14 protein-coding genes are annotated in these 16,527 nt (G+C 59.1%); 1 reads left to right on the top strand and 13 read right to left on the bottom strand.

Annotation, left to right across the window (positions count from 1 at the left end; translation table 11 throughout):
• Nucleotides 1-35: 35 nt before the first annotated feature.
• The 5 genes from ACODS3_RS15730 to ACODS3_RS15710 all read right to left on the bottom strand — a co-directional run bounded on the left by ACODS3_RS15730 (nt 36) and on the right by ACODS3_RS15710 (nt 6,789).
• On the bottom strand, nt 36-1,277 hold the full coding sequence (locus tag ACODS3_RS15730; RefSeq protein ID WP_489035148.1) for an OprD family porin: 1,242 nt from the start codon (nt 1,275-1,277) through the stop codon (nt 36-38).
• Between the two features lie 151 nt (nt 1,278-1,428).
• Nucleotides 1,429-3,168 carry an acetyl/propionyl/methylcrotonyl-CoA carboxylase subunit alpha gene (locus tag ACODS3_RS15725; RefSeq protein WP_489035146.1) on the bottom strand — a complete coding sequence of 580 codons (1,740 nt, stop codon included), beginning with the start codon at nt 3,166-3,168 and terminating at the stop codon, nt 1,429-1,431.
• Nucleotides 3,165-4,769: a 5-oxoprolinase subunit B/C family protein gene (locus tag ACODS3_RS15720; protein WP_201017371.1), complete on the bottom strand. Its 1,605-nt coding sequence runs from the start codon at nt 4,767-4,769 to the stop codon at nt 3,165-3,167. Before ACODS3_RS15720 ends, ACODS3_RS15725 begins: the two co-directional genes overlap by 4 nt.
• An 8-nt stretch (nt 4,770-4,777) precedes the next feature.
• Nucleotides 4,778-5,536 carry a LamB/YcsF family protein gene (locus ACODS3_RS15715; protein WP_304574932.1) on the bottom strand — a complete coding sequence of 253 codons (759 nt, stop codon included), beginning with the start codon at nt 5,534-5,536 and terminating at the stop codon, nt 4,778-4,780.
• Nucleotides 5,537-5,556: 20 nt separating this feature from the next.
• On the bottom strand, nt 5,557-6,789 hold the full coding sequence (locus ACODS3_RS15710) for an NRAMP family divalent metal transporter (protein ID WP_201000135.1): 1,233 nt from the start codon (nt 6,787-6,789) through the stop codon (nt 5,557-5,559).
• Nucleotides 6,790-7,041: 252 nt separating this feature from the next.
• Between ACODS3_RS15710 and ACODS3_RS15705 the strand changes: the two genes are divergently transcribed.
• Entirely contained in the window at nt 7,042-7,707 is a 666-nt protein-coding gene (locus tag ACODS3_RS15705) for a GntR family transcriptional regulator (RefSeq protein ID WP_074568805.1), read from the top strand.
• A gap of 96 nt (nt 7,708-7,803) precedes the next feature.
• Here ACODS3_RS15705 and ACODS3_RS15700 read toward each other — a convergent pair whose 3' ends face one another.
• The 8 genes from ACODS3_RS15700 to ACODS3_RS15665 all read right to left on the bottom strand — a co-directional run bounded on the left by ACODS3_RS15700 (nt 7,804) and on the right by ACODS3_RS15665 (nt 16,526).
• Nucleotides 7,804-8,142: a GlpM family protein gene (locus ACODS3_RS15700; protein WP_025261523.1), complete on the bottom strand. Its 339-nt coding sequence runs from the start codon at nt 8,140-8,142 to the stop codon at nt 7,804-7,806.
• A 19-nt stretch (nt 8,143-8,161) separates the two neighbouring features.
• Entirely contained in the window at nt 8,162-9,487 is a 1,326-nt protein-coding gene (gene aauR, locus ACODS3_RS15695; protein ID WP_201017524.1) for a two-component response regulator AauR, read from the bottom strand.
• 118 nt (nt 9,488-9,605) lie between these two features.
• Nucleotides 9,606-11,501: a two-component sensor histidine kinase AauS gene (gene aauS / locus ACODS3_RS15690; RefSeq protein WP_201017369.1), complete on the bottom strand. Its 1,896-nt coding sequence runs from the start codon at nt 11,499-11,501 to the stop codon at nt 9,606-9,608.
• A gap of 69 nt (nt 11,502-11,570) precedes the next feature.
• Entirely contained in the window at nt 11,571-12,305 is a 735-nt protein-coding gene (locus ACODS3_RS15685) for an amino acid ABC transporter ATP-binding protein (protein ID WP_025261520.1), read from the bottom strand.
• A complete protein-coding gene (locus ACODS3_RS15680) occupies nt 12,302-12,970 on the bottom strand; it encodes an amino acid ABC transporter permease (protein ID WP_201017523.1) in 669 nt (222 codons plus the stop codon). Before ACODS3_RS15680 ends, ACODS3_RS15685 begins: the two co-directional genes overlap by 4 nt.
• Nucleotides 12,967-13,713 carry an amino acid ABC transporter permease gene (locus ACODS3_RS15675; protein ID WP_025261518.1) on the bottom strand — a complete coding sequence of 249 codons (747 nt, stop codon included), beginning with the start codon at nt 13,711-13,713 and terminating at the stop codon, nt 12,967-12,969. Before ACODS3_RS15675 ends, ACODS3_RS15680 begins: the two co-directional genes overlap by 4 nt.
• Nucleotides 13,714-13,905: 192 nt before the next feature.
• Entirely contained in the window at nt 13,906-14,820 is a 915-nt protein-coding gene (locus tag ACODS3_RS15670; RefSeq protein ID WP_201017368.1) for a glutamate/aspartate ABC transporter substrate-binding protein, read from the bottom strand.
• A 365-nt stretch (nt 14,821-15,185) separates the two neighbouring features.
• Nucleotides 15,186-16,526 carry an aryl-sulfate sulfotransferase gene (locus ACODS3_RS15665; protein WP_489035141.1) on the bottom strand — a complete coding sequence of 447 codons (1,341 nt, stop codon included), beginning with the start codon at nt 16,524-16,526 and terminating at the stop codon, nt 15,186-15,188.
• Between the last annotated feature and the right edge of the window lies 1 nt (nt 16,527).

Raw genomic sequence — 16,527 nt, 5'->3', positions numbered from 1 at the left:
GTTCTATATTTGAAAGCCTTTGAAGCGTGTCGGGTTTACCACAGGGCCACTGTGTAACTCAGAATCAGTCGGGTTTCATCCAGGTCATTGCCAAAGTTCGAGCGCACTGTGGCATTCCTGAGTTTGATACCGACATTCTTCAATGTGCCGCTCTGGATGACATAACCGATATCGGTATTGCGTTCCCACTCTTTACCCGTGTTATTGCCCGATACACGGACATTGTCACCGCTGACATACCGGCTCATGAAGGTCAGGCCGGGAATACCCAGTGCGGCGAAGTTGTAGTCATAGCGCAACTGCCACGAACGTTCTTCGATGTTGGCGAAGTCGTTGATCTGTACGAAGTTGACCAGGTAAGGGTCGGTATTGGCGATGTATGGAAACGGATCATCGCCGCTCATGCGCTGGTAAGCGGCACTGAACACGTTGGAGCCCAGGGTGTAGGAGACCATGCCGTTCGCGGCGCGGTTGTCGAGGTTGCGAAAGTTACCGTCCTCGGTGCTTTTCGAGTAGCGCAGGTCAAACTTCAGCGACTGCTGTGCAGCCAGTGGAATCTCGTAGACCACGCCACCAAAGAACTGCCGGTAGACGTTTTCCAGATTGCCGTAATACAGGCTGGTGCTGAGGGTCTTGCTGAAGTTGTAGGTGCCGCCGGCGAAGTTGAATTCATCACTGACGCCACCGATGCGGTTACCGGTGAAATCCTGATAGTTGGAGGAGCTGTTGAACTTGATCTGCTCCAGCTGGCCGCCTTGCAAGATCAGCTTGTCGATATCCTTTGAGGTCAGCATCGCGCCCTCGAAGGTCGATGGCAGCAGGCGGGTGTCATTGCTCGACACCACCGGGCTGCGGAAGGCAAGAGAGCCGACCTTGAGCACGGCCTCGGACACCTTCGCCTTGGCTGTCAGTTCCAGTTTGGAGTATTCGCTCTGTGAGCCGCGGCCGTTTCTTGAACTGAGGTCGGCTGGCAGCAAACCCGTGCCACCGGAGCCATCGCCGCCATCGAGCTTGAAGCCTGCCATGCCGAGGGCATCGATCCCCAGACCCACTGTTCCGGCGGTATAACCCGACTCGAACCTGAGCATTGCGCCCTGCGCCCATTCCTGTGCCGAGTCGCGCCGGGCAGTGGGTGGGCCGTTGCGAAAGTCACGGTTGAAGTAGAAGTTGCGCAGATCGACACTGGCCTTGCTATCGGCAATAAAGTCTGCCGAAGCGCTCATTGGAATAACCAGCGCGCAAGTACTGACAAGTGCAAAAGTCTTATTGATCGACATTTTCGTTATGCTCCGAGTTATGGCAGATTCAATCGGTACGGTTTGTTTTTATAAGGAGTGCAACGTTGCCTGGAACATTTCCTGTGGGCAGCACGCAGCAACCGGGGGAATACCCGGTTGTGCGTAACTTGCCAGCAGAAAAACTATTGAATCAGAGTGTTGTTTCTATACGCCCAATTCTGGACTTGGCTTCAAAGTAACTACCGGGCTGTTGGGTGATCTGCAATTGACCGGCACACGGCGCCAGAATCGAAGTTTCCATCTTCATCGCTTCCATCACCGCGATAACTTGCCCGGCCTGTACGGATTCGCCATCGGCGACGACCCAGGTATGCAGATTGCCTGCGACCGGAGTAACGACCGCTTGTGGGTCCTGTGCTTCGGCAGCCGCGACACTTTCTGTGCCGGGTGCTGCCGCGTTCAGGCTGACGCTACGCAGAAGTGCTGCTGGCAGGCCCAGTTCGTGACGCTTGCCGTCGATCTCGACGAAGGTGCGCAGCACGCCAGAGTCGGCCGGTGCGGCACTGCGCGGAGCGATGGTCACTTTTTCGGCGAAATCAGTCTCGATCCAGCGGGTATGCACAGCGAAAGTATCGGTGGCGGTGAAGTCGTCATGGTCCATCACGGCACGATGGAACGGCAGCACCGTCGCCACACCGTCCACGTTGAACTCGGCCAGGGCACGGCGGGCACGGCGAATGGCCTGCTCACGGGTGGCACCTGTGACGATCAGCTTGGCGATCATCGAGTCGAAGTTCGGTGACACTCGCGAGCCCTCGATCACGCCGGTGTCCAGCCTCACACCCGGACCGGACGGCGCCTGGAACCGTTCGATGAGACCGGGCGTCGGCAGGAAACCATTGCCAGCGTCTTCGGCGTTGATGCGGAATTCAAAGCTGTGACCGCGAGGCGTCGGCGTGCCCTCGAACGACAGCGGCAGGCCTTCGGCAACCCGTAACTGCTCGATGACCAGGTCGATACCGCTGGTTTCTTCGGTAACCGGATGCTCCACCTGCAAGCGGGTGTTGACCTCAAGGAACGACAAGGTGCCATCCGCGCTGAGCAGGAACTCCACCGTGCCTGCGCCGACATAACCGGCCTCGGCACAGATGTCCCGTGCCGAATCGTGAATACGCTGGCGCAAGGCATCGTCGAGATAAGGTGCCGGCGCTTCTTCGATCAGTTTCTGATTGCGGCGCTGCAGCGAGCAGTCGCGAGTCCCTGCCACCACGACCCGGCCATGGCGATCAGCAATGATCTGCGCCTCGATATGCCGAGGGCGATCCAGGAAGCGCTCGACAAAGCATTCGCCACGACCGAATGCCGTGACGGCTTCACGTACTGCCGACTCGTACAGCTCACTGACTTCTTCAAGCTTCCAGGCCACTTTCAGGCCACGACCGCCACCGCCGAACGCGGCCTTGATGGCAATCGGCAAACCATGTTGCTCGGCAAAGGCGACCACTTCGCTGGCGTCGTTCACCGGGTCTTCGGTACCGGCTACCAGTGGTGCGCCGACCTTCAAGGCGATTTTTCGGGCCTGGACCTTGTCGCCCAGGGCATCGATGGTGCTCGGGTCCGGGCCGATCCAGGTCAGGCCTGCATCGATCACTGCGCGGGCGAAGTCGGCACGTTCCGAAAGAAAGCCATAACCGGGGTGAACGGCGTCGGCACCGGCGCGAGCCGCGACCGCCAGCAGTTTCTCGATGTTCAGGTAGCTATCGGCAGGTCGCTCGCCGTTCAACGCATAGGCTTCGTCGGCCTGGCGCACATGCAACGCATCGATATCGGCATCGGCATACACCGCCACCGAAGCAATGCCATAGTCGCGGCAGGCACGGGCGATACGGACGGCAATCTCACCACGGTTGGCAATCAGAACCTTTTTCATTGCTTGTTTGTCTCGTCTGAAAGGGCAGGACGCACGGGCTCAAAGGCGCCCAGCGGTTTGAAGCGGATACGGGAATTGACCGGAATCTGACCGGCCAGGTCCAGGTGATAAGGCGCAACCACGCCGATAACCGGGTAGCCACCGGTCAGCGGGTGATCGGCCAGGAACAGCACCGGCTGGCCACTGGGCGGTACCTGAATGGCGCCGACGGTGGTGCCTTCGCTGGGCAACTCACCTTCGATGACACGTTCCAGTGCCTGATCGCCCGCCAGGCGAATGCCGATACGGTTCGACTGCGGCGTCACCTGCCAGGTCTGTTCAGCCAGCAAGGCCTGAGCTTCTGGCGTGAACCAGTCACTGCGCGGCCCCATGACCACATCCAGGGTGATGATCTGATCGGCGCGAGGCATGTCGAATGCCTGTTGCTCGGTCACCGATACCGCAGCCCCGCCCACTTTCTGCTGGAAGCCAAGACGGTCACCGGTCGCCAGCGGCGCAGGACCGACCTGAGCCAGGGTGTCGGTGGACAGGCTGCCCAGCACCGGCTCACGGGTGAAGCCGCCACGAATCGCCAGATAGTTGCGCAGCCCGGCAGTGGGTGCGTCGATGCTGACCCGATCACCGTCCTGCAAGGCGAAAGGCGTGTAGAGCGCCGGGCGCAGCAACTGGCCTTCAGCGGTACGCACTTCTATCGCGGCGGTGGCTCCTGTAATGGCGACCACGGACGGACCATGACTGATAAAGCTCAGGCCGCCCATGAGGATTTCCAGGCAGGCGCTTGCCGGATCGTTACCCACTGCACGGTTGGCGGCGCGCAACGATCCCCGGTCCATGGCGCCCGAGGCCGACACGCCTTGCCCGGCGCGGCCAGGACGGCCGAGATCCTGAAACAGGGTTTGCAGGCCGGGCGAAACGATTTCCAGAGCGCTCCCGGTGACGGGAGACGCTGCCGGACGGCTCGGCACAGACACCGAAACATTCTGGACGGGCAGGGGACCGGCATCGCGAAAACGCACGCGATAACCCGGTTGCAGCAATGCCGGTTCATCACGTTCCAGATCCCACATTTTCGACTCGGTCACGCCGATGATCTGCCAGCCGCCAGGGCTGGCCTGTGGATAGATCCCGCTGAAGCCGCCAGCCAGAGCCACGGCACCTGCTGGAATACGGGTGCGCGGCGTACTGCGACGCGGCACCACGAATTCGGCACCGCCGCTGAGGTAGGCAAAGCCCGGAGCAAAGCCGCAGAAGGCTACGTTGTAATCGCTGCCGGTATGGCGCCGGATCACTTCCTCGACACTGATATCCAGTTCACGGGCGACATCGGCCAGGTCTTCGCCGTTGTAATGCACGGCGATTTCGACCAGTTTGCCAGCTTCGCGAACCGAGCCGTGGACGTTGCGCGAAGCGATTCGCGCAGCCAGCGTCTCACGGCTGATGGCGCCGGGCCGAAAGTGTACGAGCACCGTACGTGCGGCAGGAATGATTTCCTGCACGCCGACGATAGGCTCCTGCTGTAGCGAGTCGAACAGGGCAAGTGTCTCGTCCAGATTCGCCAATTCAACCAGGAGCGCGTCCAGGCTGACCGGATAGAAACGCATGATCCACCTCAGGTAAATGTGCGGATGGTGACGCCTGCTTCAAGCAGGCTGTTTTTCAGGTTGCGGGCGATGGCGACCGCGTCCTGGTTGTCGCCGTGTACACAGATCGAATCTGCCTGCAGATTGATCAGGCTGCCGTTCTCGGTCTCGATGACGCCATCGCGTACCAGACGCAACATGCGCTGGGCGATCAGTTCGGGATCGTGCAGCACGGCACCCGGCTTCGAGCGTGACACCAGCGTGCCCTCGGCGGTATAGGCACGGTCGGCGAAGGCCTCGGCCACGCAGGACAAGCCGGCCTCCGTGGCCCAGCCGATCAGTGGCGAGTTGGCCAGGCACACCAGCTTCAACTGGGGATCGATGCGCAGCAATGCCTGGATGACCGCCGTCGCCTGACGCTGATTGCCGGCAATGGTGTTGTACAGCGCGCCATGGGGTTTGACGTAACTCACCCGAGTGCCGACGCTGCGGGCCAGGCCTTGCAGCGCGCCGATCTGATAGATCACATCGGCAGTCAACTGGTCGGAGGGGACGTCCATGTTGCGCCGCCCGAAGCCCACCAGGTCCGGGTAGGACACATGGGCTCCGATGGCAACGCCACGAGCGGCGGCAGCCTCCAGGGTCCGCAGAATCCCGGCCGGGTCACCGGCGTGAAAGCCGCAGGCGACGTTGGCGCTGCTGACGATTTCGAGAACCGCCTCATCGTCACCCATGCTCCATGCGCCGAAGCTTTCGCCCAGGTCGCTGTTCAGGTCAATTGCACGCATCTAAATTATCTCCTTTGAAATCAGGCCGCGCCGATGAACGCAAAGATGGCACCTGCCGACTTGTAGGCCATGAACCAGGACAGCAGACAGGTCAGCACGCCAAGCACCAGCAACCAGCGAGGGTAGTGATAGCCGTCCATCAGGTCGGAACGGCGCCAGCCCACGTACATGAAAATGCTCAGGCCCAGCGGCAGAATCAGGCCGTTGAAACCACCCGCGAATATCAGCAAGGCTGCTGGTGGTTTGCCCAACACCATATACACCGACAGCGTTATGACAATGAAACCGACGGTGGCCAGGTTGCGCACACGCTCGGTGATTCGTTTCGAGAACACGGTGGTGAAGGACATTGTCGTATAAGACGCACCAATCACACTGCTGATACCCGCGGCCCACAACACCAGACCGAACATCATCATGCCGATATCGCCTGCAGCAGCATGGAATGCCTGGGCAGCAGGGTTTGCGCCTTTGCCCGACACGTCGATCACGACACCGCTGGCGACGACGCCGAGGATAGCCAGAAACAGGATGTAACGGGCAACACCGGTGACCAGAATGCCAGTCAGTGCAGCCTTGGATACCGCTTCGATATTTTCCACACCCACAGTGCCGCGATCGAGCAGACGGTGAGCACCGGCATAAGTGATGTAACCCCCGACTGTGCCGCCGACGATGGTCGTGATGGAGGCGAAGTCGATCAGATCGGGCAATACCGTTTGACGCAGGGCTTCACCCAGCGGCGGATGGGTCGCAAAGGCGGCGAAAAGGATCAGGCCCACTTTCAGTAGCCCCAGCACGATCATGATGCGGTCCATGGCGACGCCCGCCCGATGGGACGAGAAGATCCCGATGGCGAGCAGCGCGCTCAACAAGCCTCCCCACTTGGGATCAAGGCCCGTCAAGGCGTTCAACCCAAGGCCCGCACCGGCAATGTTACCCAGCATGAACACCAGGCCGCCGCATATCACCAGTACCGACAGCAGATACCCGCTCCCTGGAATGGCCGCGTTGGCCAGATCGGCTGCGCGCATTTTGGTCAGTGTCACGATTCGCCAGACATTCAACTGAACGACAAAGTCGATCAGGATCGAGGCCAGGATGCCGAAGGCAAACGCAGCGCCCAGAGTTGCGGTGAACGTAGCCGTCTGGGTCAGGAAGCCTGGCCCGATAGCTGACGTGGCCATCATGAAAATGGCGGCGATCAAAGATGCGCGCCGCGCTTTTGTAAACTCTTTGGTGGTCTGTGTCACGGCATGATTCCTACAGTGAGTGGTACCTTGCTTGAGCAATGAGCGTGCCAAGCTTCATTCAATAGCTCTGCGATGTAGGTATATTAAGGATATATTGTTGAACAATCATATCTTCTTGAGTGAGCGATTTGCACCATATTGTTACCCTTTCACTCAAGTACGCTACTTAATGAAGCACGCGGCACGCTTATGCCTTGCCACGCACTAAGCTCTCAGGGAACATCTGCCGGTTTTTCTCATTCTGGATTTCTCATGAACGACGCTTCTCCCTCCCTTCCTCGCACGTTGGGAGAAACCATTACCCAGGAAATCCGCCGAATGCTGGTTGAAGGCGAGCTGGTGCCCGGCCAACGCCTGTCCGAAGCAGCACTGGCCGAGAGCTTGCAGATTTCCCGTAATACCTTGAGAGAAGCGTTCAGGGTCCTGACCCGCGAAGGATTGCTCAAGCACGAACCCAATCGTGGAGTGACCGTTGCAGAGCCCGATATGGCGTCGATCATCGACATCTATCGCGTGCGCCGTTTTATCGAATGCAAGGCCATCGCCCAGGGTTTTCCACTGCACCCCGGAGCATTGAAAATGCGTGAAGCGGTCGAGGCCGGGATGCGTGCCAGGGAAGCCAAGGACTGGGTGGCGGTCGGTACTGCCAACATGGTCTTCCACAGGGCCATTGTCGAGCTGGCCGACAGCCCGCGGCTGGTGGTGTTCTACGGACAGATATCGGCGGAACTGCGACTGGCCTTCGGCCTGCTCGACGATCCCGAATTCCTGCACTTGCCTTATCTGGACATGAACGCTGCGATCCTGCGCTGCGTCGAGGAGGGGCGTGTAGAAGACGCGACGGCAATGCTCGAAACCTATCTGGTGCAATCGGAGCGCACCGTTCTGGCAGCCTACGAGCGCAGCATGAAGCGGTAGGATTCATCCGGGAAGCGCTATGGCTGACGATGAAGATGCGGTTAGTGTGCAGGTTTCTTCCCGAATGAATTCGGTCCTACGGATTTGTGCGGGGCATCACCCGTGAAACCGCACCCATAACGTTACCAGCACGCTGGCGGCGACCAGCCAGGCCAGTGCGGCCATTGCCAGCGATACTTCCAGCCGCCAGCGGTCCACCATCAGGTACAGGGCCGCCAGGTAAACGAAGTAGGGAATGATCGACCACATGCCGAACAGAATGGTGGTTTTCAGGTCATCCAGCGAGCGGCCCTTGCCGACGATGTAGTGGGCAATCAGCGCAAAGGTCGGGAACAGCGGCACCAGGCCTGCAATGTAATAATTGCGGGTCTTGGCCAGTGCAGCCAGGATCACGACAACAGCTGCGCCCAGAAGGGCCTTGAGTAGCAGATCCACTATTTCTTCCCGTACGGTTTCAGGCTTGCAGCCCGTATTTCTTGACCTTGTCGAACAGCGTGGTCTTGGCCATGCTCAGTTCCTGACTGGCCTGGCTGAGGTTGCCGCCGCTGCGTTGCAGGGCTTCGCGCAGCAGGCTGCGCTCGAAGGCTTCCACCGCTTCGGCAAAACCCAGGCTCTGGCTTTCGGCGTGGTCGGATTTCTTGAACACCGGCAACCCCAGCGCGTAACGCTCGGCCACGTTACGCAGCTCGCGAACGTTACCCGGCCAGTCGTGGCTCATCAAGGCAGACGCCGTTTGCCGGTCCAGTTGTGGCGGTTCGCGGTCGAAGCGCAGTGAAGACAACTGCAGGAAATGCTCGAACAGTTGCAGGATGTCTTCGCGCCGTTCGCGCAGGGGCGGTAGCTCCAGGGTCACGACATTGAGACGGTAATACAGGTCGCTACGGAACTGGTTGGCCTTGCTCAGCTCATTGAGATCGGATTTGGTCGCCGCGATGACCCGGCAATCCACCTCGACGTTCTGGTTGGAGCCCAGCCGTTCCAGGGTCCGCTCCTGCAAGACCCGCAACAGCTTGATCTGCAGATTGATCGGCATGCTTTCCACTTCATCGAGGAACAGCGTGCCGTTGTGTGCGTGTTCGATCTTGCCGATCCGGCGCTTGCCCGCACCCGTGAAGGCATTGGCCTCATGACCGAAGATTTCCGACTCGAACAGGCTCTCTGCCAGCCCGCCGCAGTTCAAGGCTACGAACTGATTCTTGGTGCGACGACTGAAGTCATGCAGGCAACGAGCGACCAGTTCCTTGCCGGTGCCGGTCTCTCCTTCGATCAGCACATTGGCCGAGGTGTCGGCAATGTTGGCGATCAAGGCCCGCAGGTTCTGCATGGCCGGCGAGCGGCCGATGATCTTGCCTTCCAGCGAGTTGCGTTCGGCCAGTTGCTTGCGCAGTGCCCAGACTTCCCGGGCCAGCCCACGCTGCTCCAGAGCGCGACGGGCGACATCCACCAGCCGCTCCGGCGAGAATGGTTTTTCCATGAAGTCATAGGCGCCGTCGCGCATGGCATTGACCGCCATGGAGATATCGCCATGGCCGGTAATCAGCACCACGGGCAGGCTGCTGTCGCGGGCCTTGAGACGGGTCAGCAATTCCAGTCCGTCGATACCCGGCAGGCGGATGTCACTGATGACGATTCCGGCAAAGTTGTCGCCGATGCGCTCCAGTGCCTCTTCGGCACTGGATACGCCTTCGCTGGTAATGTCTTCCAGCGCCAGCGCCTGTTGGCAGCCGAGCAGTACATGCGGATCGTCTTCGACGATGAGTACAGTCAGGTCGGTGTTCATTTTAGGATTACTCATGGTGAACGCTCAGGTCCTTTGAGGTGTTCGCGAATACCCACATCTGTAGGAGCGAATTCATTCGCGAAAGGCGCTATGAAGGTCGAAAGGCATATGGAAGACCTCATGAATCCGCCTCCACGTCCTTGACCAGCGGCAGCCACAACACGAAGGTTGTGCCGCCTGCCGGATACTCGGCACTCAGACTGCCACCTGCTGCTGCCGCGAGGCTGGCGGAAAGGGTCAGGCCCAGGCCCAGGCCCTGTTCACCGGGTTTGGTGGTGAAAAACGGTTCGAACAGATGCTTGCGGGCTTCGTCGTCGATGCCATGGCCGTTGTCGCGTACGAGCAAGCGATAGCGATCCTCGACCACTTCACCTGCAAGCCACAATTCGGGTTGTGGTTGGGCATGCATCGCATCCAGGGCATTACCGATCAGGTTGACCAGAATCTGCTCCAGTCGCGTCTGATCTATTCGCAGTTCGGCATCGATGAAGTCCTGATGCAGGTTCAGGCCAAAGTTTTCAAGACGGACGCTCAATAACTGCAAGGCTGCGTCCACCGCCTTGCTCAACTGCGCCTGGCCCTGATCGTTGCCGCGCCGGGCAAAGGCCCGCAGGCTGGCGGTTATGCGCCCCATGCGGTCCACCAGATCGTTGATGGTGCGCAGGTTGGTGCTGGCGGTATCCAGAGCACCGCGTTCGAGGAAGCGAACGGTATTGCCGGACAAGGTGCGCAAGGCTGCCAGCGGCTGGTTCAGTTCATGGGCGATGCTGGTGGACATCTGACCGATGGCGGCAAGCTTGCCGGCCTGAACCAATTCATCCTGGGCCTTGCGCAGCGTGTCCTCGGCCTGTCGGCGCTCACGGATCTGCGCCTTGAGGCGTTCGTTGCTGGCGCGCAAGTGTTCGGTTCGTTCTGCGATCTTGCGTTCCAGTTCGTCGTTGGCGGCCTGCAGGGCCTCACGGGCCGCAAGCCGGGTGGAAATCACCTTGCGTCGCTCGTTCCAGGCAATCAGCAAAAAGGCCACCAGCGCACAGGCCACTGCGACCAGCATGCCCTGGCTGGCGGCTTCGCGGCGCAGGTCTTCGAGCGGGGTAAGCAGAGTCAGGTGCCAGGGCGTATCGCTCAGTTGCCGGGTCTGGGCCAGATAGCTGACTTGCGTGTGCTCCTTATCAACACTGACATTGGCGGGGAAGGTGAGCTTTTCAACACCTTCGGCCAGGGTTTCGCGTTCCAGTGGCACCAGTTCGTTCAGCGGCCACCAGTAATATTGCAGACTGCGCGCCAGACGTTCCTTGATGGTCGGGTTCAGTGGGCGCACCGACTTCAGACGTCGGGCCGGGTCGCTGGACAGGATGATGATGCCGTTTTCATCGCTGACAAAGGCCTCCATACGCGCCCGCTGCCAGCGTTCTTCCAACGCTTCCAGTCGAACCTTGATGACGGCGACGCCAATGATCCGGCCTCTTTCCTCCAGCCCGTGGGCCAGGTAATAACCGGATTCGCCCACGGTGGTGCCGATGCCGTAGAAGCGGCCGGGCAAGCCACGCACGGCATCCTGAAAATAGGCGCGGAACGACAGGTCTTCACCCTGATAGCTGTCAGCATCACGCCAGTTGCTGGTCGCCAGCACTCGTCCGGTGGTGTCCATGACGTAAATGGCACGGCTGCGACTGCGGCGGTTGAGGCCTTCAAGGTAACTGTTGACCTTGCCTTGCAGGTCGGGCGTCGGGTTTCTCAGCAGTTGTGAAACGCTGGACTCAAGCTCCAGGACGCTGGGCAGGTAGGTGTACTTGTTGATTTCACTTTCGACCGTACGGGCATGTAACTCCAGCTGGCGTTCGCCATTTTCGCTGAGGTTCTTGATGCCGTGGGTCTCGCTGAATAAATAAGCGATGTAGCCCAGGCCGATCATCAGCATGAGGATCAGCGGAGGCAGAAACAGTTGGCGTATCAGACGGGGTTTCACGGCGAGTGATGGCGGCGCAGCGCTATAGATATGAGGGTCGCATTTCATCACAGTCGTCCTGAGCCGAACAGCTACCCGTGCCCCGAGAAACGGAGCATGGGTAGCGAACGGTATTCCTTAGTGCTGGAGGATCTTGGCGAGGAATTGCTGAGCACGTTCGGAACGTGCGCTGACATCACCGAAAAACTCTTCCTTGGCGCAGTCTTCGACGATCTGCCCCTTGTCCATGAAGATCACGCGATTGGCCACTTTACGGGCGAAGCCCATTTCGTGGGTTACGCACATCATGGTCATGCCTTCGTGGGCCAGTTGAACCATCACGTCGAGCACTTCGTTGACCATTTCCGGGTCGAGGGCGGAGGTCGGTTCGTCGAACAGCATGACCACCGGGTCCATCGCCAGGGCGCGGGCAATCGCCACACGCTGCTGCTGACCACCGGAAAGCTGGCCCGGATGCTTGTGGGCGTGGGCGGAAAGGCCGACGCGATCCAGCAGCTTGAGACCTTTCTCGGTGGCTTCGGCCTTGCTGCGGCCCAGCACCTTGATCTGCGCGATGGTCAGGTTTTCCACGATGCTCAGGTGCGGGAACAGCTCGAAATGCTGGAACACCATGCCGACCCGCGAGCGGAGTTTCGGCAGGTCGGTTTTTGGATCGGAGATCGACGTGCCATCGACCACGATGTCGCCTTTCTGGAAAGGCTCCAGAGCGTTCACGCATTTGATCAGGGTCGATTTGCCGGAACCGGACGGACCGCAGACCACGACCACTTCACCCTTGCTGACCTCGGTGCTGCAATCGGTCAGTACCTGGAAGTCCCCATACCACTTGTTGACGTTCTTGATGGAAATCATATGGCAAACCTTTTTTGCAGACGCTTCACCAGCAACGAGGCGGCAAAGCTGATCGTGAAATACACCACACCGGCGATGATCAGGAACTCATTGGCGCGGCCGATAATGTCGCCACTGGCGCGCGAGGCATTGAGGAAATCCACCAGACCGACCGTGTAAACCAGAGACGTGTCCTGGAACAGAATGATGCTCTGTTGCAGCAACAGCGGAGTCATCTTGCGAAACGCCTGAGGCAGGATGATCAGGCGCATCATTTGCCCGTAGGTCATGCCCAGGGCCTTGGCGGCACCCATCTGACCCTTGGAGATGGACTGCACACCGGCACGCACGATTTCGCAGAAGTACGCGGCCTCGAACATCATGAACGCCACGACGCAAGAGGTGAATGCACCGATCGGCGTGTCTTCACCGGTGATCCAGCGCAGCACGAACGGCACCGCCAGGTAGAACCAGGTGATGACCAGCAGCAGCGGGATCGAACGGAAGTAGTTCACGTACGCACCGGCCACATTGGCCAGCAGCTTGTTCGATGACAGGCGCATCAAGGCCAGGATGGTACCGATGACGAGACCGCCGACGATGCCCAGGGCCATCAGTTGCAGGGTCATGACCATGCCGTTCCACAGGCCCGGAATGGCTGGAATGATTCCACTGAAGTCCATTATTTACCCCCCAGGGAAATCAGGCCCGGCACTGCGACTTTCTTCTCGATCAGACGCATCAGCAACATCAGGCTCATGTTCAGGGTGAAGTAGATCAGTGTCGCCAGAGTGAACGCTTCAAACAGGTTCGCGGAGAACTCGGCGGTCTGCTTGGTTTGTGCCAGCAGTTCCATCAGACCGATCAGCGACGCCACCGACGAGTTCTTGAACACGTTCAGGAATTCGGAGGTAAGTGGCGGAATGATGATCCGGTAAGCCTGTGGCAGCAGCACGTTCCAGTAGATCTGCGGCAGTTTGAAACCCATGGCGCGGGCCGCGGACTCCTGGCCTTTTGGCAGGGCCTCGATACCGGTACGCACTTGTTCACAAACCCGTGCAGCGGTGAACAGACCCAGGCAGACCACGACGCTCAGGAATGCTGAAGTAGTCGGGTTGAGGTCTTGCTTGTACCACTCCTGCAGGTTTTCAGGCAGCAGGTCGGGCACCAGGAAGTACCATATGAACAGCTGCACCAGCAGTGGCACATTACGGAAGATTTCCACGTAGATCGTGGCGATGCCAGCCACCAGACGGCTTGGCACAGTACGCATGACACCGAGTATGGAACCCAGTATCAAGGCGATGATCCAGGCGGCAACGGCAATGGCGATGGTCCAGCCCAGACCGGAAATGAACCAGTCCAGATAGGTTTCGCTGCCGACACCGGTGGACTTGAAGAATACGCCCCAGTCCCAGTTGTAATTCATCAGGGTCTCCCCCTCTTGTTGTCGAAATGCACGCACCCGTCTCGCATGAATCCGTTCGAGCCCTTATGCACACCAGACCCGCCTTCAGACTCCGTCCTGGCGTTTATTGTCTGGGTACAGTGAGTGATGAGCGGTTTTCCGAACGGGCCGCAGCCTGTTCGGAAAACCGTGAGTTCACGGTGTGTCGGTTACTCAGGCTTTCTTGGCTTCAGCAGCTTTGTCGTTCGGTTCGGCGATCAGCTTTTTCAGCTCCTCGCTCATCGGGAACTGCAGGTTCAGGCCTTTTGGCGGGATTGGCGACTGGAACCACTTGTTGTAGATGGTGTTGATTTCACCGGATTTGTAAGTGGCAACGATGGCGTCATCGACAGCTTTCTTGAACGGCGCGTCGCCTTTGCGAACCATGCAGCCGTAGATTTCATAGGATTGCGCGGTGCCCGTCACAGCCCAGTCGGTCGGCTTCTTGGCCTTGGCCATTTCGCCTGCCAGCAGTGCGTCGTCCATCATGAAAGCGACGGCACGGCCCGACTCCAGCATCTGGAAGGATTCACCGTGGTCCTTGGCGGAGATCACGTTCATGCCCATCTGCTTGTCAGCATTCATCGCTTTGAGGATGCGCTCGGACGTGGTGCCAGCGGTGGTCACGACGTTCTTGCCTTTCAGGTCGTCGAAGTCCTTGTAGGACGAGTCAACCTTGGACAGCAGGCGAGTACCGATCTCGAAGATGCCGACCGAGAAGTCCACTTGCTGCTGGCGCTCTACGTTGTTGGTGGTGGAGCCGCATTCCACGTCAACGGTGCCGTTCTGTACCAGCGGGATACGGGTCTGGGACGTGACCAGGTTGTACTTGACCTTCAGGTCCGGAATGTCGAGTTCTTTCTTGATCGCTTCAACGATTTTCAGCTGGATATCGTGGGAGTAGCCAACCGGGATGCCGGAAGCATCGGCAATGTAGGAAAACGGGATGGAGGCGTCACGGTGACCGAGGGTGATGGTGCCCGATTCTTTGATCTTCTTCAGTGTGCCGGTCAATTCTGCTGCGAAAACTGGAGTGCTGATCAGAGTGGCGGCGATTGCTGCGCCCAACAGTTGGGGAACGATACGCATCGATGAATCCTCGAATTCGTTTTTATTAAGAGGGCTGCCAGTAGCAGGCCCGATTTCTCAGTGAATGCTTCAACGGCGTCCGAGCCAGACACACGCGACAGTCGAAGCTATCGACAAAAAGTGTAGAGCATGAGTCGTGCCAAGGATCTTTCGTGTATCCAAATATTTGATTTTATTAGGTTTAATTGTATTTTTTGTTGCGCGGTCGAGCTGCGGGCGTCCGGGTTTCCGAACTGAGGGTGATGGCCTGTTCGGAAAACCGAATAGGACGGATGGACGTGTCAAAGCGCAGCAGAAATGAAAAACCGTTGCAGCGATGCAACGGTTTCAGGGGACGCAGACATTAACGTCTGCCGGAGCAGGAATCAGCGGCTGCTATCGGCTGTTTTCAGTGTGTTGCCCGCGGGTACAACGGCGACCTCGGAGCGGGGTGTGCCGTCCGGGACCCAGTTGTAATTGACGGGCAGGGCGCGGTAAACCCAATTGCTGATGGCGTCGCCTGACGGAGCCTTGCCGTTGTAGGGGCTGACATACTCCCAGACGATTTCTCCCTCGCGGGTTACCTGAAAGAAGCGACCGTTCATGCCTTCATCGATCAGGGTATTGCCATTGGGCAAGCGGCGGGCGCTGCTGATGAACGAGCTATAGAACGCCCAGCCAGGCTGTCTTGAGTTGGCGGCAGTGTATTGCCAGACCACTTGCCGGGTAATCGGATCGATTTCCAGAACGCGGGAGCCGCTGTTCAGCCCCAGAGGTGCCGAGGGGTAACCCGCACTGCCCTGATTATCGAAGACCAGCACGTTGCCTGCGCCGGGTAATCCGGCGGCGATGATGTGCGCGTCATGCTGACCGACAAACTGATCGACGGGGCGTGGCACTTGCAGTGCTGTCTTGCGATCGATGGCGGGCAGGTTGGGGCCAAGATGCCAGACAACCTTGCCGCTGGCCTTGTCGATGATTGCGATGAAGTTGGCGTTACGCGAATCCACCACCAGATTGTCCGGGTGGAAACGCTTATCGCCAGCGTCGAACCATTTGTTGGGGCCGACGACGCTCAGGTTGTTGATGTGCAGATAGTCAGGGTTGTCGGTGGCATGCACCAGCTTCAGTTGTTCGGCGGTAAAACCGAACTCTTTCAGATGCTCGCTCGCCAGCCATTGCCATTTCACTTCGCCAGCAGGCGAGACTTCATAGATGACGTCATCGATCACTTGCGGCACCTTGAAGCCTGCGACCTTGTGTACTTTGTTGGCCAGCACCAGCGTATTGCCATTGCTCAACCTGCGTTGGTCATGATGCTGTTGAGCGGCCCCGCCCGGTGCCTTGTCGCCCCATTGCCAGACGACCTGACCGTTCCAGTCCAGTTCGCCGATGCTTTGATTGCTCAGGCCATTGCCTGCCGCACCGAGCTTGCCCGGATCTTTCTCCGAGAGTTGCAGCAGCACGCGCCCACGTTCGCCACCGACCAGTTGCGGGTCGATGATTGCGGAGGGAAAGCCCTTGTGGGGCCAGCGTTTTACCTCATTGCCATTCATGTCGATCAAGTGGGTCTGCTTGTCGGCACCTGAAAAGACCACATACTGGTTGTACGCCTTGGCGGGATCGTAAAGGGTCACGCCCGTTAGGTAGACACTCGGGGCCGCCTGGACCGTGAGCGCGAATGCGGACACAGCCCCTGCCAGCCAGGCAGCTTTTGAAAAAGTCATG

Source organism: Pseudomonas sp. FG43, from assembly GCF_057809175.1.
This window is presented reverse-complemented; position numbering and strand designations above follow the sequence as displayed.

Excerpts from the sequence above, each read along its gene's own strand:
- ACODS3_RS15730 (WP_489035148.1), bottom strand. The coding sequence starts at position 1,277 with ATGTCGATCAATAAGACTTTTGCACTTGTCAGTACTTGCGCGCTGGTT.
- ACODS3_RS15725 (WP_489035146.1), bottom strand. The coding sequence starts at position 3,168 with ATGAAAAAGGTTCTGATTGCCAACCGTGGTGAGATTGCCGTCCGTATC.
- ACODS3_RS15720 (WP_201017371.1), bottom strand. The coding sequence starts at position 4,769 with ATGCGTTTCTATCCGGTCAGCCTGGACGCGCTCCTGGTTGAATTGGCG.
- ACODS3_RS15715 (WP_304574932.1), bottom strand. The coding sequence starts at position 5,536 with ATGCGTGCAATTGACCTGAACAGCGACCTGGGCGAAAGCTTCGGCGCA.
- ACODS3_RS15705 (WP_074568805.1), top strand. The coding sequence starts at position 7,042 with ATGAACGACGCTTCTCCCTCCCTTCCTCGCACGTTGGGAGAAACCATT.
- aauR (WP_201017524.1), bottom strand. The coding sequence starts at position 9,487 with ATGAACACCGACCTGACTGTACTCATCGTCGAAGACGATCCGCATGTA.
- aauS (WP_201017369.1), bottom strand. The coding sequence starts at position 11,501 with ATGAAATGCGACCCTCATATCTATAGCGCTGCGCCGCCATCACTCGCC.
- ACODS3_RS15685 (WP_025261520.1), bottom strand. The coding sequence starts at position 12,305 with ATGATTTCCATCAAGAACGTCAACAAGTGGTATGGGGACTTCCAGGTA.
- ACODS3_RS15675 (WP_025261518.1), bottom strand. The coding sequence starts at position 13,713 with ATGAATTACAACTGGGACTGGGGCGTATTCTTCAAGTCCACCGGTGTC.
- ACODS3_RS15670 (WP_201017368.1), bottom strand. The coding sequence starts at position 14,820 with ATGCGTATCGTTCCCCAACTGTTGGGCGCAGCAATCGCCGCCACTCTG.
- ACODS3_RS15665 (WP_489035141.1), bottom strand. The coding sequence starts at position 16,526 with ATGACTTTTTCAAAAGCTGCCTGGCTGGCAGGGGCTGTGTCCGCATTC.